The 13,844-nt window shown below is 56.3% G+C and carries 15 protein-coding genes; all 15 read right to left on the reverse strand.

Annotation, left to right across the window (positions count from 1 at the left end; translation table 11 throughout):
• The 15 genes from recO to D0C27_RS18285 all read right to left on the reverse strand — a co-directional run bounded on the left by recO (window position 1) and on the right by D0C27_RS18285 (window position 13,839).
• Window positions 1-591: a DNA repair protein RecO gene (gene recO / locus D0C27_RS18215; protein ID WP_026483095.1), complete on the reverse strand. Its 591-nt coding sequence runs from the start codon at window positions 589-591 to the stop codon at window positions 1-3.
• Complete coding sequence (gene era, locus D0C27_RS18220) at window positions 584-1,474, reverse strand: GTPase Era (protein WP_026483096.1); 891 nt, start codon at window positions 1,472-1,474, stop codon at window positions 584-586. The genes recO and era overlap by 8 nt, the downstream gene beginning before the upstream one ends.
• Window positions 1,471-2,229: a ribonuclease III gene (gene rnc, locus D0C27_RS18225; RefSeq protein ID WP_009456563.1), complete on the reverse strand. Its 759-nt coding sequence runs from the start codon at window positions 2,227-2,229 to the stop codon at window positions 1,471-1,473. The genes era and rnc overlap by 4 nt, the downstream gene beginning before the upstream one ends.
• Complete coding sequence (gene lepB / locus D0C27_RS18230; RefSeq protein WP_009456564.1) at window positions 2,229-3,113, reverse strand: signal peptidase I; 885 nt, start codon at window positions 3,111-3,113, stop codon at window positions 2,229-2,231. The genes rnc and lepB overlap by 1 nt, the downstream gene beginning before the upstream one ends.
• 64 nt (window positions 3,114-3,177) lie before the next feature.
• The gene (lepA, locus tag D0C27_RS18235) at window positions 3,178-4,971 is read right to left on the reverse strand and encodes a translation elongation factor 4 (protein ID WP_026483097.1); all 1,794 of its coding nucleotides are present in this window, start codon (window positions 4,969-4,971) and stop codon (window positions 3,178-3,180) included.
• Window positions 4,972-5,214: 243 nt separating this feature from the next.
• The gene (locus D0C27_RS18240; RefSeq protein WP_009456573.1) at window positions 5,215-6,723 is read right to left on the reverse strand and encodes a DegQ family serine endoprotease; all 1,509 of its coding nucleotides are present in this window, start codon (window positions 6,721-6,723) and stop codon (window positions 5,215-5,217) included.
• A 24-nt stretch (window positions 6,724-6,747) separates the two neighbouring features.
• Window positions 6,748-7,773, reverse strand: a complete 1,026-nt coding sequence (locus tag D0C27_RS18245; protein ID WP_230940648.1) for a MucB/RseB C-terminal domain-containing protein — start codon at window positions 7,771-7,773, stop codon at window positions 6,748-6,750.
• On the reverse strand, window positions 7,770-8,267 hold the full coding sequence (locus D0C27_RS18250) for a sigma-E factor negative regulatory protein (protein WP_009456577.1): 498 nt from the start codon (window positions 8,265-8,267) through the stop codon (window positions 7,770-7,772). Before D0C27_RS18250 ends, D0C27_RS18245 begins: the two co-directional genes overlap by 4 nt.
• 6 nt (window positions 8,268-8,273) lie before the next feature.
• A complete protein-coding gene (gene rpoE, locus D0C27_RS18255) occupies window positions 8,274-8,876 on the reverse strand; it encodes an RNA polymerase sigma factor RpoE (RefSeq protein WP_009456579.1) in 603 nt (200 codons plus the stop codon).
• The gene (locus tag D0C27_RS19560; RefSeq protein WP_226349219.1) at window positions 8,876-9,061 is read right to left on the reverse strand and encodes a hypothetical protein; all 186 of its coding nucleotides are present in this window, start codon (window positions 9,059-9,061) and stop codon (window positions 8,876-8,878) included. The genes rpoE and D0C27_RS19560 overlap by 1 nt, the downstream gene beginning before the upstream one ends.
• Before the next feature lie 274 nt (window positions 9,062-9,335).
• Window positions 9,336-10,568: a beta-ketoacyl-ACP synthase II gene (gene fabF / locus D0C27_RS18265; protein ID WP_021446869.1), complete on the reverse strand. Its 1,233-nt coding sequence runs from the start codon at window positions 10,566-10,568 to the stop codon at window positions 9,336-9,338.
• A 140-nt stretch (window positions 10,569-10,708) separates the two neighbouring features.
• On the reverse strand, window positions 10,709-10,948 hold the full coding sequence (acpP, locus tag D0C27_RS18270) for an acyl carrier protein (protein ID WP_003800961.1): 240 nt from the start codon (window positions 10,946-10,948) through the stop codon (window positions 10,709-10,711).
• Window positions 10,949-11,132: 184 nt separating this feature from the next.
• Window positions 11,133-11,876 (reverse strand): 3-oxoacyl-ACP reductase FabG, encoded by a 744-nt coding sequence (fabG, locus tag D0C27_RS18275; RefSeq protein WP_042482415.1) that lies wholly within the window; start codon window positions 11,874-11,876, stop codon window positions 11,133-11,135.
• The gene (gene fabD / locus D0C27_RS18280) at window positions 11,877-12,815 is read right to left on the reverse strand and encodes an ACP S-malonyltransferase (RefSeq protein ID WP_109088252.1); all 939 of its coding nucleotides are present in this window, start codon (window positions 12,813-12,815) and stop codon (window positions 11,877-11,879) included. It lies immediately after the preceding gene.
• A gap of 46 nt (window positions 12,816-12,861) precedes the next feature.
• Complete coding sequence (locus D0C27_RS18285; protein WP_009456588.1) at window positions 12,862-13,839, reverse strand: beta-ketoacyl-ACP synthase III; 978 nt, start codon at window positions 13,837-13,839, stop codon at window positions 12,862-12,864.
• Window positions 13,840-13,844: the final 5 nt, after the last annotated feature.

Consider the following 13,844-nt stretch of genomic DNA (forward strand, 5'->3'; position numbering starts at 1 on the left):
TCAATAGCGTTGCAGCTGCATGAGAACAGAGCGGGTATGCAAGGGGCGACCCAGCAAGCTGTTCAGGCGTTCGCGCAAGCGTATGCGCAACTCTGGCTCGCCGACAGGGTCGTCAAAGTCCGGCGTGGCTTCATCAAAGCCATAGCCGGTTTCGGTCAGCAGCACCCACTCAAAGCGCCGCAAGGCCCCCGCCACGGGTGGACGAGGAATCTGTGCCAAGTGCACCAGAGCCTCTTCGTAGGCATCGAACAAAACAGGATGTGGGTCTTCACGCGGCAACAAACGAATCAACAATTCGTTCATGTACCAGGCCGACATCAGAGCACGACCTTTCAAGGGGCGAATCCCGGCGCAGTCCGCCCGTGTCAGCGTTTTGACTTCATTTTTGCCCGACCAGGCCAATAACAAAGGCTGAAACACAGACAAAGCAGGCCGCAAAATGGAATGCGGCCTTTTGGCGCCTTTTGCAACCAGGGGCACCAGCCCGTGGTTACGTGTAAAGGCATGACAGATCAGGGACGTTTCACGCCAGGCACTGGTGTGCAGGATATAGCCCGCTTCGTCCTGAAAGCGATGACGGGGATTACTCATACCCCAGGTCGCGCAGGACCGCTTCACGATCGGACCAGCCCTTGCGCACCTTGATGTACACATCCAGGAACACGGGCTTGTCGATCAGCTTGGCAATATCTTGGCGAGCCTCGGTTGCAATGCGCTTCATGTGCATGCCACCCGCTCCCAACAGAATCGGACGGTGGCTTTCGCGTTCTACGACCACGCAGGCCGAAATACGCGCGCCCTGCTCGTTCTCGTCCCATTGTTCGATAACCACGGTACACCCGTACGGCAGCTCGTCACCCACCAGGCGGAAGATCTTCTCGCGCAGCAGCTCCGAGGTAATGAAGCGCACCGAGCGGTCGGTAATGGTGTCAGCGTCAAACATGGCCTCACCTTCAGGCAGGCGGGAGGCGATCTCGTTCAGCAAAGGGTCCAGTTGCAGGCGCTTGGCAGCACTGACCGGAATCACGGCGCCGTACTCGAACTCCTGCGACAGGCGGGCGATATAAGGCAGCAAGTCATTCTTGCTTTTCAAGGCATCAACCTTGTTGATGACCAGAATGGTCTTGCCGCCTTTAGGCAGCATGGGCAGCAATTCGGCGTCCGAAGCGGACCACTTGCCGGCTTCAACCACATGCACCACCACGTCCACATCGGCCAGAGCCTGGGTCACGACGCGGTTCATCATGCGGTTCATGGCCCCGCCGTGCTTGGTCTGAAAACCGGGGGTGTCCACAAACACCATTTGATCGTGATCACGCGTCAGCACACTGTTGATGCGGTGACGCGTGGTCTGCGCCTTGCGCGACACGATCGAAATCTTGCTGCCGATCAGGGCATTGGCCAGCGTGGACTTGCCGACATTCGGTCGTCCAACAATAGCCACGAAGCCGCAGCGAAAAGGGGTCTCTGTCATTCTGTTTCCTGCGACACTGCCACGGGCAATGTCAATTGTGAGGGGCGACGATGGCGACTGGCGCGCGTCGTCTTGGCTGGAAATTCAGCTTCTAAAATAGCAATGGCCTGCGTCGCGGCGGCTTGTTCAGCCGCACGACGGCTGCTGCCACTGGCACGAACATGGATGTTGAGCTTGGCGATCGTGCATTCGATATCGAAGAGCTGATCGTGGGCTGCGCCATGGGTGGCCACCACGGTATACACCGGCAAATCCAGCTTGCGACCTTGCAGCAGCTCCTGCAGCAAGGTCTTGGGATCTTTCCCCAAGGTTTTGGGGTCCACATCTACCAGCATGGGCTCATAGAGCTGGGTGATGACGGTTTGGGCTTGCGTAAAGCCCGCGTCCAGAAAGACAGCGCCAAAAATGGCTTCCAGCGCGTCTGCCAGAATGGAGGGACGACGGAAACCACCGCTTTTCAGCTCCCCTTCCCCCAGACGCAAATAATCCGACAAACCCAGACGGGTAGCGATTTCCGCCAGAGCGGCCTGTTTGACCAGATTCGCTCGCAGGCGGGACAGATCGCCTTCATCAATGCGTTGGAAACGGTCGAACAACAAGGCCGCAACCGTGAAGTTCAAGACCGAATCCCCCAGGAACTCCAGCCGCTCGTTATGGCGAGCGCTGTGGCTACGATGGGTCAAGGCCTGCTCAAGCAGGCCTGTGTCTTTGAAGGAGTAGCCGATAGCGGCTTCAAGCAAAGCAAGACGTTTCATTAATGGAAGCGACCTATACGGCTAAGTTCGCGGAAATTCATCCAGATAAAGAAGGCGCGTCCCACAATATTCTCATCGGGCACAAAGCCCCAATAACGACTGTCCAGACTATTGTCGCGATTATCTCCCATGACAAAGTAATTACCTTCGGGCACCACACAAGAGATACCGTTGGAGAAGTACTCACAGGAGTCGCGGTTGGGGAACGCCACGATAGGCATCAAACCCTGAGGCTGAGTCTTGTTCAGCAAGATGTTGTGCTGCACTTTGCCCAGCTCTTCCAGATAGCGCCCAATGTAAGCGGAGCGATCCGGCTCGTAGTAATCGCCACTGCGCACTTGGGTAATGACTTGACCATTCACGGACAATACCTTGTCGCGGTACTCCACGCGGTCACCCGGCACACCAACCACACGCTTGATGTAATCCACAGTGGTATCAACGGGATAGCGGAACACAATCACATCGCCACGCTCGGGATGGCCCAAAGGCACAACCTTGGTACCACTGACAGGCAGGCGAATGCCGTACTCGTATTTGTTCACCAGAATCAAATCGCCATTTTTCAGCGTGGGCAACATGGAGCCCGACGGAATGCGAAAAGGCTCGATGATAAAAGAGCGCAATACAAACACGAACAGAATGACTGGGAAAAAACTGACGCCATACTCAATCCACCACGGCATGCGGTTGGCCTGGTCATAAGCGTCCTGGCGCAGTTGCTGCAAGTGCTCGGGGTCTTGAGCTGCCGTTTCCGGTACCGCCTGCATCGCGGCCTGCGCACGCGCCAGACGGCGCGAGCGCAGGGAGAAACGATCCAAAAACCAGATTGCGCCGGTCAGTATCAGCAGTACAAACAAAATCAGAGCGAAATCCCAGCTCATCGGTTTCCTTTAAAGAAATTAAAGCAGTCCTGGCTGTGGTCGGCTTGAGCTGCCGACCAGAGCATTACTTATCCTCGACCTGCAAAATTGCCAAAAAGGCTTCCTGCGGAATTTCCACGTTCCCAACTTGCTTCATCCGCTTCTTACCGGCTTTTTGCTTCTCAAGCAGCTTTTTCTTACGAGAAATATCGCCGCCATAACACTTGGCCAGCACGTTCTTGCGCAATGCCTTGACGTTTTCGCGAGAAATAACTTCGGCGCCAATGGCAGCCTGAATCGCAATATCAAACATCTGCCGCGGAATCAGAGAGCGCATCTTGGCGACCACTTCGCGTCCACGGTAACGGGCGTTGCTACGGTGCACAATCATGGACAGGGCATCAACCCGGTCGCCGTTGATCAGGATATCAACCTTGACCACATCGGCCGAACGGTATTCCTTGAACTCGTAGTCCATGGAAGCGTAGCCGCGCGATACCGATTTGAGTCGGTCAAAGAAGTCCAGCACGATCTCGGCCAGAGGCATCTCATAGACCAGGTTCACCTGACGGCCATGATAGGTCATATTTAACTGCAAACCGCGCTTGGCTGTACACAGGGTCATGACCGGGCCCACGTATTCCTGCGGCATTAGCAGCGAAACCACAACAATAGGCTCGCGTACGTCTTCGATATGGGACACTTCCGGCATGCGGGAAGGGCTTTCAATCATCAAGACTTCGCCGTCACGACGCTCGACCTCGTACACCACCGACGGCGCGGTGGTGATGATATCCATGTCGAATTCGCGCTCCAGACGCTCCTGGACGATTTCCATATGAAGCAGGCCCAGGAAACCGCAACGGAAACCGAAGCCCAGCGCCTGAGACACTTCGGGCTCAAACATCAGGGAGGAATCGTTCAGCTTGAGCTTTTCCAGGGAATCGCGCAGTTGATCGTACTCGCTGCTCTCCACCGGGTACAAACCGGCAAACACCTGAGGCTTCACTTCCTTGAAGCCCGGCAAGGCTTTTTCAGCCGGTTTGCCGGCCAAAGTGATGGTGTCACCAACCTTGGCGTGTTCCAGCTCTTTAATGCCGGCAATAATGAAACCCACCTCGCCTGCAGACAGATGAGGACGGTTTTCAGACTTGGGGGTAAAGACACCGATATGCTCGACCAGGTGCGTCGCACGGGTGGCCATCAGCAGAATTTTTTCCTTGGGCTTGAGCACACCGTTGACGATGCGCACCAGCATGACCACGCCCACGTAGTTGTCAAACCAAGAGTCAATGATCAGGGCTTGCAAGGGAGCAGTCGGATCACCCACTGGCGGCGGAACACGCGCCACGATGGTTTCCAGAATCTCGTCGATACCCAGGCCGGTTTTCGCACTGGCGGCAATTGCGTCACTGGCATCAATGCCAATCACGTCTTCCACTTCCTGGCGAGCTGCATCCGGGTCAGCCGAAGGCAAGTCCATTTTGTTGAGCACTGGAATCACTTCCACGCCCTGATCCAAAGCGGTATAGCAGTTGGCTACAGTCTGCGCTTCCACACCTTGGGAAGCGTCCACGACCAGCAAGGCACCTTCACAGGCCGACAAGGAACGGCTGACTTCATAGGAGAAGTCAACGTGGCCGGGGGTGTCGATCAGGTTCAGGTTGTATACCTTGCCATCCTGAGCCTTGTAGTGCAAAGCGGCGGTCTGGGCCTTAATCGTGATGCCACGCTCTTTCTCGATGTCCATCGAATCCAGAACCTGGGTCGACATCTCGCGGTCGGCCAGGCCACCACAGCGTTGGATCAGGCGGTCAGCCAAGGTCGATTTGCCATGATCGATGTGGGCAATAATAGAGAAATTGCGGATGTGATCCATAAACCCGTTAATAAACAAAGAAAATGTTGAGGCGCAATGCCAGAGAGACGGCACAAGAAAGGGGCGCACATGACGCCCCTTTTCAGTCCACGCGCCGAAAACGCAAGACCCGTCCTGTCAGACGGGCGCACGTGGAGCCAGTATCCATTCGGGGCAAACTGCCCCCGCGAATAGCGGCGGAAAAACTCCGGCCCCTGGCCGGAGTTCATCAATGACTACCATTTTAGCCGTTTTACAGAATTTTTATTTCGATGGCGTAATCAAAACCCATTGCGACTGCCCTGCACGCAGGACCAGCAAGGCTGCTGCTTTGGATTTATCCAAGGAAGCCACCATTTTAGCGTATTGATCCGGCGTCCCTACGTCTTTATCGTTGACACGCAAAATCAGGTCACCAGGCTGCAGACCGGCTTCGCTGGCAGGGGCCGTGGCCTCTGTTACCTGAACCGCACTTTCAACGCCCAAACGCTTCAGATCAGCAGCAGGAACTGCCGTCACTTTCAAGCCAAAGGCATCGGCCGTGCTGGCAGCAGAACTGTCTTTCTCGTCCTTGGCGGCAGCAGTTGGGCTGCTGGAAGGCATTTCTTCGACATCAATCTTGATGGTCTGCAACTTGCCCTTGCGCCAGATTTCCAGTGTGGAGCTTTGACCTGGTTTGGTGCTTCCCACAATACGGGGCAAGTCTGTCATTTGATCAATGGTGCGACCGTTGAACTTCAGGATCACGTCGCCAGACTGAATACCGGCCTTGGCGGCAGGACCGCCCTCTTCCACGCTGCTGACCAAGGCTCCCTTGCTGTCTTTCAGACCCAGTGCGGTAGCGACATCATCGGCTACCGGAGTGATCTGCACACCGATACGACCGCGAGTCACCTTGCCGTCAGACTTGAGCTGCTCGACCACATTCATGGCTTCGTCGATAGGAATGGCCAGGGAAATACCCATGAAGCCACCGCTACGCGAAATGATCTGGGAGTTCACACCCACTACTTCACCATTCAGGTTGATCAGCGGACCACCGGAGTTACCAGGGTTCACAGCCACGTCGGTCTGAATGAAAGGCAGGTAATCGCCGGTTTCACGGTTGATGGCGCTGACAATCCCGGAAGTCACGGTGGATTCCAGACCGAAGGGCGAGCCAATAGCCAGAACCCACTGTCCTTTCTTGAGCTGCTTGGAATCACCGATCACCATGGGCTTCAGGTCTTTGGCTTCGATCTTGATCAGGGCCACGTCGGTGCGCTCGTCCGTCCCGATGATCTTGGCTGGATATTCCTTGCCGTTGCTCAGCGTGACGAAAATGCCATTGGAGTCGGCCACCACATGGTTATTGGTCAGGATGTAGCCGTCAGCAGAGATGATGAAACCCGAACCCACACCACGTGGCACTGTGCGCTCTTGAGGCTGCTGGCCTTCATTGCCACCGCCACGAGGGCGCTGCGGCGCCATGCCGGGCGGCATGAAATCGGGCCCAAAGAACCAGCGGAACATATCATAAGGATCCGAGCCCGGACCCATGGCGGGGGAGCGCACCCGGACGGCCTCGGTGGTACGGATATTGACTACTCCATCCTCGGTCTTGGCAACAACGCCAGTAAAGTCAGGCAGCCCCAGCGTCGTGCTCTGGACTTGCTCGGTTGTCGTGACAGGCTGAGCCTGCGCGTAGGCCATAGGCGCACCCGCCGCCAGCATCACGGCCGCCGTCAAGGCCGAGAGAACAGGAATACGCATTTTTTGACTCGATTTTTCCATTCAAAGACTCCTGGTGGACGATAGTCAATGTGTCCGGGATAGAGGGGTGAACTGGGTACCTTCCAGCAAGGCGCGCAAGGTCTGTACAGGTACGGCACCCGTGCTGGTCAAAACATAATCATTAATGCGACTGCGGTACATATTCATGGAGCCACGGTGAAAGGCACCCAGGCTGTTTTCTTCTGCTTCAGGGGTCCCTACCTTCTCCAGAAACACGGAAATGGCAGCCAGACCATCAGACAACATCAAATGGGTAACCTGACGCCCCGCACGCATGGGCCGGAGCATTTCGGACCGTAAGGTAAAACCGGCAGGCATGGCCAGATGCCAACCCAGCTCGTTCAAATCTATTTTTCGTACTTCGGGTTCGACCACTTCCCACTTGCTGGGGTTCCAACTGGTACGCAGTTCCTGCAAATCCACCTGCTCGCCAAAGGCAACAGAGGCAAAAGCGATCTGATCCACTACCTCTTGTTGTGGGTCCAGAGTCTGCATTTTCAATAGCAAATGATGATCGGTATCGGCACACACGCGGTAGCCGTAACGCTGATCATCCTTGGGAACCAGCTCGATCAGGTCGCAAGGGCGACCGGCCACGCGCTCGCGCGATGGCAAGCGGCGCATATCGTAAAAATTGGGTAATTGGCTGACATCACCAACCAGAAAACTGGGAAAGCGTTCGTTTTCACGACGCTCGATCACCACCATTTTCTTTTCGGGAATCAGGCATTGGGTGACTTCGTTCTGACGCAGAAACTCGCGCGGCTCGCCGTCCAGAATCTCCAGACGCTCGCGCTCGCCGGTACCATCAATAATGTGGACCAGTTTCATGGACTGGCTGGCCTGATCCTGGGTGTAAATAATGACCCCGGAATAATCCAGGTCACGCGCCGCTTTATGGACTTTCTGCAACCAGGGCAGATCCAGGGGCTCCAGCCCGCTGGCATCCTGAGCCAGTACAGGTGTGCACAGCACCGCCAGAGAAAGGGCAAACAAGCCCTTATAGAGACGCGCCAAGCCCATCTGCGACGGCATACGTACAGACCTCATTGACCCAGGGCTCCACTTTCAAAGGAAACATGGCGTACCGGACCGGTACCAACAAAGTCGCGGTGCAAATCCGCGTAATCATTCCAGAGCTGATCATCCTGGGCGCTGGCCACCAGCGTGCCTGGCACGGAGTTCACCCCCATATACGGCAGGCCTACCCACAAGGCGGCAGCCACGGCAGCCACCACGGCCAGGCCGCTGACACCATAGCGCTGCACCAAGGGTCGTTTCATGGCATTCGGGGCGAGCACGGTAGGCTCTTCGTCAATTGCTTTGGACAGACGCGCGTAAAAGCGATCCGACGTACGGATCGCCAGCGCATCGGTACGCATGACGTCACCAATCAAATGGTACGTATCCCAGACTTGACGCCCGTAGGGGGAGTCCAGTTCCTCGGGGCGTATTTCAGCCTCGCCATCCACCCAGGAAGACACGGCGGCCTCCCAGGCATTGAGTTGATCATCATCGGAATGGGATTTCAGGGCTTGCATCATCAATCCTTACCACCGTCGTTCACTATCTTCACCATCGAGTATGGGACGCAATTGCGCAGCAATGGCGTCACGGGCTCGAAAGATGCGTGAGCGTACAGTTCCTATAGGGCAGTCCATGGTCTGAGCAATATCTTCGTAGCTCATACCTTCTATTTCACGTAGCACGATAGCCGTCCGCAACTCTTCGGGCAGTGCCTGGATCGCTGTATTTACCGTTTCAGCAATCTGGCGACTGACCATCATGGATTCTGGCGTGCTTATATCGCTTAGGTTGTCGATTCGGTCAAAAGTTTCACCTTCTTCAGTTTCGACGTTCTGCAAAGTATTGGGACGTCGGGCGGCCGAGGCCTGCCAGTTACGGGCCGTGTTGATCGCAATGCGGTACAGCCAGGTGTAAAAAGCACTCTCGCCCCGGAACTGGGGAAGAGCTCGGTACGCTTTGATGAAGGTTTCCTGAGCCACGTCCTCGACTTCAGACGGGTCACGTACCATGCGGCTGAGCAGACGCATGATCTTGCGCTGGTACTTCAGTACCAGCAGGTCAAAGGCTCGCTTATCCCCACGCTGAACACGTGCAACTAGTTCGGCATCGGTATCGCGTTCACTCATTAAGAATCCTTATTCTGAGCACGGACCTGATGAGACAGTCGGTTGGCACATAGAGACAAGGCCCACCAGTCCTGCTGCGACTGGGCGCGGCGCCATACGGTCACGGTACGGCAAGCCTTGGTGCAATCACGGCGCAAACGCAAGGTCATGAACCAGGCACAACGCCAGATCTGCTCTATTTGCACGGACTCCTTTGCTGCCCCCTCGCACTGCAAGGAGTATAGCCCTGCACGATGCGCTAGTGTAGCGCGCTCATCCCATGCCCCACGACTGCGAGCATACAAAAAATAAGCCCACAAAGCACCTGCCAATATTGCCAGGGCCCAGGGCCATTGCCAGCTAGACATTGTCCAGGCCAGGCCTGCTGCAAGCAAGGCACAGACAAAAGCGCCCAGTCGGCGCACCGGAGCCGGAGCTCCGATCGACCAGGACTGGGCGTTACGAGTGGGGCAGTCTAACTTAGCGAAGACGACGAACCACCATCGAACCGTTAGTGCCGCCAAACCCGAAAGAGTTGGACAGAGCAACATCAATCTTCATGTCACGCGCCTGGTTGGCGCAGTAATCCAAGTCGCAGGCAGGGTCCTGGTTGAAGATGTTGATGGTTGGAGGCGAGATCTGGTTATACACCGCCAAGGTGGTGAACACCGCTTCAATACCACCGGCCGCACCCAGCAGGTGACCCGTCATGGACTTGGTGGAGTTGACCACCAGCTTGTAAGCGTGATCGCCAAAAGCCAGTTTCAATGCTTCGGACTCGTTCACGTCGCCCAGTGGCGTGGAAGTACCGTGTGCGTTGACGTACTGAACTTCGTCAGCGTTGATGCCACCGTTACGTAAGGCATTCATCACGCCACGACGCGGACCGTCACGGTCAGGCGAAGTAATGTGGTGAGCGTCAGAGCTCATGCCGTAGCCGGAGAACTCGCCGTAAATGCGTGCGCCACGTTTCTTGGCATGTTCGTACTCTTCCAGCACCAGTACACCAGCGCCCTCACCCAGTACGAAGCCGTCACGGTCCATGTCCCATGGACGCGATGCTGTTTCAGGATCGTCGTTACGGGTGGACAGAGCACGCATGGCGGCAAAACCGCCAATGCCCAGAGGGGACACGGTGGACTCGGCACCGCCGGCAATCATCACATCAGCGTCGCCATACTCGATCAAGCGAGCAGCGTCACCAATGGAGTGCAGACCGGTTGTACATGCCGACACAACAGCGTAGCTAGGACCTTTCAGGCCCAGGCCGATGGACAGCTGTCCCGACACCAGGTTGACCAGGGAGCCAGGCACAAAGAACGGGGAAATCCGACGTGGGCCCCGTTCCAGATAATCTTTTTGGGTTTCTTCAATGCGGGGCAAACCACCAATCCCCGAACCGACGATAACGCCCACACGCTCAGCATTGATGCTGTTGATATCCAGACCGCAATCCTTCCAGGCCTGCATACCTGCGACCACGCCGTAATGGATAAAGGTATCCATCTGCTTGGCTTCTTTGGACGAAATGTATGGTGTTAAATCAAAATCCTTGACCTCACCCGCTATCTGGGCTGTTAGGGCCGAAGGATCGAAACGGGTAATACGCCCGATGCCCGAACGCCCATTGACGATGTTATCCCACGCGGTAGGAATATCGTTGCCGACCGGGGAAACAATACCCAGCCCGGTAATCACGACACGTCGTTTCACGGATGACTCCTAAACACAAAAAAAGCGGTTTAAAGGGAATAACTGCGTCTTGCAAGCTAAAGCCGCCGGGCACAGGCTACTCTCTGGAAACCGCTCTGGAGCGAGGGCGTGCACAATGCCGCCCACCCTCTTAATTGAACTTACTGCTTGCTGTGAGAATTGATGTAGTCCACAGCTTGCTGGACCGTCGTGATTTTCTCAGCTTCTTCGTCTGGTATTTCGGTTTCGAATTCGTCTTCGAGCGCCATCACGAGCTCGACCATGTCGAGCGAGTCGGCACCGAGGTCGTCGAGAAAAGAAGATTCGTTTTTGATCTCGGCTTCGTTAACGCCAAGTTGTTCAGCGACGATCTTCTTGACGCGCTGTTCGATGCTTTCCATGCAGATTCTCCAAGTTGGGAAAAATTCCCGCAAATTATAGCCAATCCATACTGCTAAGAGGGATAAGCTATGACAAAAAACGGCGTTCTTGTATGAGGCCCAACGTTATTCTTACAACGCCGGCTCAAGCAATAGGCCCCAAATAATCCCGCAATTTTACCTCAGCCGGGCGCGATGCCAAGCCTTACATGTGCATACCACCATTCACATGGATGGTGCTGCCCGTAATATATTGCGCTTGCGACCCGGCCAGGAAGGCTACCGCATTAGCGATATCTTCAGCAGCGCCCAGTCGTCCCAAGGGGATTTGCGACAAAATTGCCGCCGACTGCTCAGGGGTCAGAGAGCGTGTCATGTCCGTATCAATAAAGCCCGGAGCGACACAATTAACTGTAATGTTACGGCTACCGAGCTCGCGCGCCAAGGCACGGCTCATGCCGGCGACACCGGCTTTGGCAGCTGCGTAGTTGGCTTGACCGGGATTACCGCTCTCGCCCACCACCGAAGTGATGCTGATGATACGGCCCCAGCGGGCTTTCATCATGGGGCGGATAACGGCACGCGACAGGCGGAACACGGCACTTAGATTGGTCTGGATAACGGCATCCCAGTCTTCATCTTTCAAGCGCATGGCCAGGTTGTCACGCGTAATACCGGCATTATTGACCAGAATGTGCGGGCCACCGTCTTCTTTGCTCAAGGCAGAGATCAGTGCTTCGCAAGCAGCCGGGTCGTCCACGTTCAATACATGGCCATAGCTGCCGTTCTGATCCAGCACAGCGGAAATCGCCTGTGCACCGGACTCGGAAGTGGCGGTACCAATCACCTTGGCACCGCGTGCCATCAATTCTTTGGCAATCGCCTGACCGATACCGCGCGATGCGCCGGTTACCAGGGCGGTCTTGCCGCTTAAATCCAATTCTTGCATTTATGCTCCCTCCAGGGCTTCCAAGGTGGCCTGCAAGGATGCAGGGTCACTGATCGACAAGGCGACCAGATCGCGATCAATACGCTTGATCAGACCTGTCAGCACTTTGCCTGGTCCACACTCGACCACGTGGGTGACACCCTGGGCCTTCATGGCCTGGATGGTCTCCACCCAGCGTACGGGATGCCAGGCCTGACGGACCAGCGCATCTTTAATCTGTTCGGGGTCGGTGGGCGCGGCTACATCCACGTTATTGATCACGGAAATAGCAGGTGTTTGCACTTGAACCGAGGCCAGAGCCTGGGCCAGCACAGCAGCTGCCGGTTCCAACAGACTGGAGTGGAAAGGAGCCGATACAGGCAGCACCAAGGCACGCTTGGCACCGGCTTCTTTAGCCAGCGCACATGCACGATCTACCGCTTCCACATTCCCGGCTATCACAACCTGAGCAGGCGCATTGTAGTTAACAGCCTGAACAATCTGCTGTCCCTCAGAGGCACGAGCACACACATCGCGCACTTGATCGTCATCCAGACCCAGCACGGCGGCCATGGTACCGACACCCACAGGTACGGCAGCTTGCATGGCATCGGCACGAATGCGAACCAGCGGAACTGCTTGTTCCAGGCTCAGAGCACCGGCAGCAGTCAGGGCCGAGTATTCACCCAGGCTATGACCGGCCATTACGGCAGGAGCGGGGCCACCGGCCTGAATCCAGGCCTGGTACATGGCCACAGCGCTAGCCAGCATGACAGGTTGAGTATTGGTAGTCAGGTTCAGAGCCTCGGCAGGCCCTTGTGCCATCAACTGAGCCAGGTCCTGGCCCAGCGACTGGCTGGCTTGTGCAATGGCTTGCTGTACGACAGCAGACTCGGCCCAGGCATCGAGCATGCCTACGGACTGCGAGCCTTGTCCTGGAAAGACAAACGCAATTTTCATGGTAGAAAAACCCAAAGAGATGAGGCGGTAATCCGGATCGCGCTACTTAGCAGCGGACCAGCACCGAACCCCAGGTAAAGCCGCCACCCACGCCTTGCAACAGCGCCAGATCACCGGCACGGATACGACCATCCCGGCGAGCGGCATTCAGGGCCAAAGGCACACTGGCTGCCGAGGTGTTGGCATGTTGATCAACCGTGATAACCACCTTCTCGGAGGGGATACCCAGCTTACGACCTAGAAAATTGATGATACGAACGTTGGCCTGGTGCGGCACCAGCCAATCGATATCGGCCAGAGAGACGCCAGCCTGTTCGCAGACTTGATTGGCCGAAGCGGCCAGAGAAGTGACAGCCAGCTTGAACACAGCCTGACCATCCATACGCAGGAAGGGATCGCCCACTACCTGACCGTGCGAGACATTGCCGGCCGCGCACAAAATACCCATTTGACTGCCATCTGCATTGAGCTGGGCAGCCAGAACACCGGGTTCATCGCTGGCTTGCAGAACCACAGCGCCCGCACCGTCGCCAAACAGGACGCAGGTAGAGCGGTCGTTCCAGTCCAGGATGCTGGAGAACACTTCAGCACCGATGACCAGCGCATTGCGCGCACGGCCGGCCTTGATCATGGCGTCGGCAGTCGTCAGTGCATAGACAAAGCCGCTGCACACCGCTTGTACGTCGTACGCGGCAGCGCCCTTGTTGCCCAATTCGGCCTGCACCAGACACGCGGTGCTGGGGAAAACGTAATCGGGAGTGGAAGTAGCCACCACAATCAGGTCCAGATCCTGGGCAGCAATGCCCGCATCTTCCAGCGCCTGACGCGCGGCCTGGGTTGCCAAGTGGCTGGTACGGACACCGGGATCGGCAAGATGACGCTGGTGAATACCGGTACGCTCGACAATCCACTGATCGGAGGTTTCGATACCCTTTTGAGCCAGCTCCACCGCTAGATCATCGTTAGACACAATCCGAGGAGGCAGGTAGCCGCCTGTACCGATAATCTTGGCAAATATCGTCATTTTAT

The sequence above is a fragment of the Alcaligenes faecalis genome (assembly GCF_005311025.1).
GTDB classification, from domain to species: Bacteria; Pseudomonadota; Gammaproteobacteria; order Burkholderiales; family Burkholderiaceae_B; genus Alcaligenes; species Alcaligenes phenolicus.

What these genes read in the sequence shown, in the direction of transcription:
- recO (WP_026483095.1), bottom strand. Translation starts at nt 591, where the DNA reads ATGAGTAATCCCCGTCATCGCTTTCAGGACGAAGCGGGCTATATCCTG.
- era (WP_026483096.1), bottom strand. Translation starts at nt 1,474, where the DNA reads ATGACAGAGACCCCTTTTCGCTGCGGCTTCGTGGCTATTGTTGGACGA.
- rnc (WP_009456563.1), bottom strand. Translation starts at nt 2,229, where the DNA reads ATGAAACGTCTTGCTTTGCTTGAAGCCGCTATCGGCTACTCCTTCAAA.
- lepB (WP_009456564.1), bottom strand. Translation starts at nt 3,113, where the DNA reads ATGAGCTGGGATTTCGCTCTGATTTTGTTTGTACTGCTGATACTGACC.
- lepA (WP_026483097.1), bottom strand. Translation starts at nt 4,971, where the DNA reads ATGGATCACATCCGCAATTTCTCTATTATTGCCCACATCGATCATGGC.
- D0C27_RS18240 (WP_009456573.1), bottom strand. Translation starts at nt 6,723, where the DNA reads ATGGAAAAATCGAGTCAAAAAATGCGTATTCCTGTTCTCTCGGCCTTG.
- D0C27_RS18245 (WP_230940648.1), bottom strand. Translation starts at nt 7,773, where the DNA reads ATGAGGTCTGTACGTATGCCGTCGCAGATGGGCTTGGCGCGTCTCTAT.
- D0C27_RS18250 (WP_009456577.1), bottom strand. Translation starts at nt 8,267, where the DNA reads ATGATGCAAGCCCTGAAATCCCATTCCGATGATGATCAACTCAATGCC.
- rpoE (WP_009456579.1), bottom strand. Translation starts at nt 8,876, where the DNA reads ATGAGTGAACGCGATACCGATGCCGAACTAGTTGCACGTGTTCAGCGT.
- acpP (WP_003800961.1), bottom strand. Translation starts at nt 10,948, where the DNA reads ATGGAAAGCATCGAACAGCGCGTCAAGAAGATCGTCGCTGAACAACTT.
- fabG (WP_042482415.1), bottom strand. Translation starts at nt 11,876, where the DNA reads ATGCAAGAATTGGATTTAAGCGGCAAGACCGCCCTGGTAACCGGCGCA.
- fabD (WP_109088252.1), bottom strand. Translation starts at nt 12,815, where the DNA reads ATGAAAATTGCGTTTGTCTTTCCAGGACAAGGCTCGCAGTCCGTAGGC.
- D0C27_RS18285 (WP_009456588.1), bottom strand. Translation starts at nt 13,839, where the DNA reads ATGACGATATTTGCCAAGATTATCGGTACAGGCGGCTACCTGCCTCCT.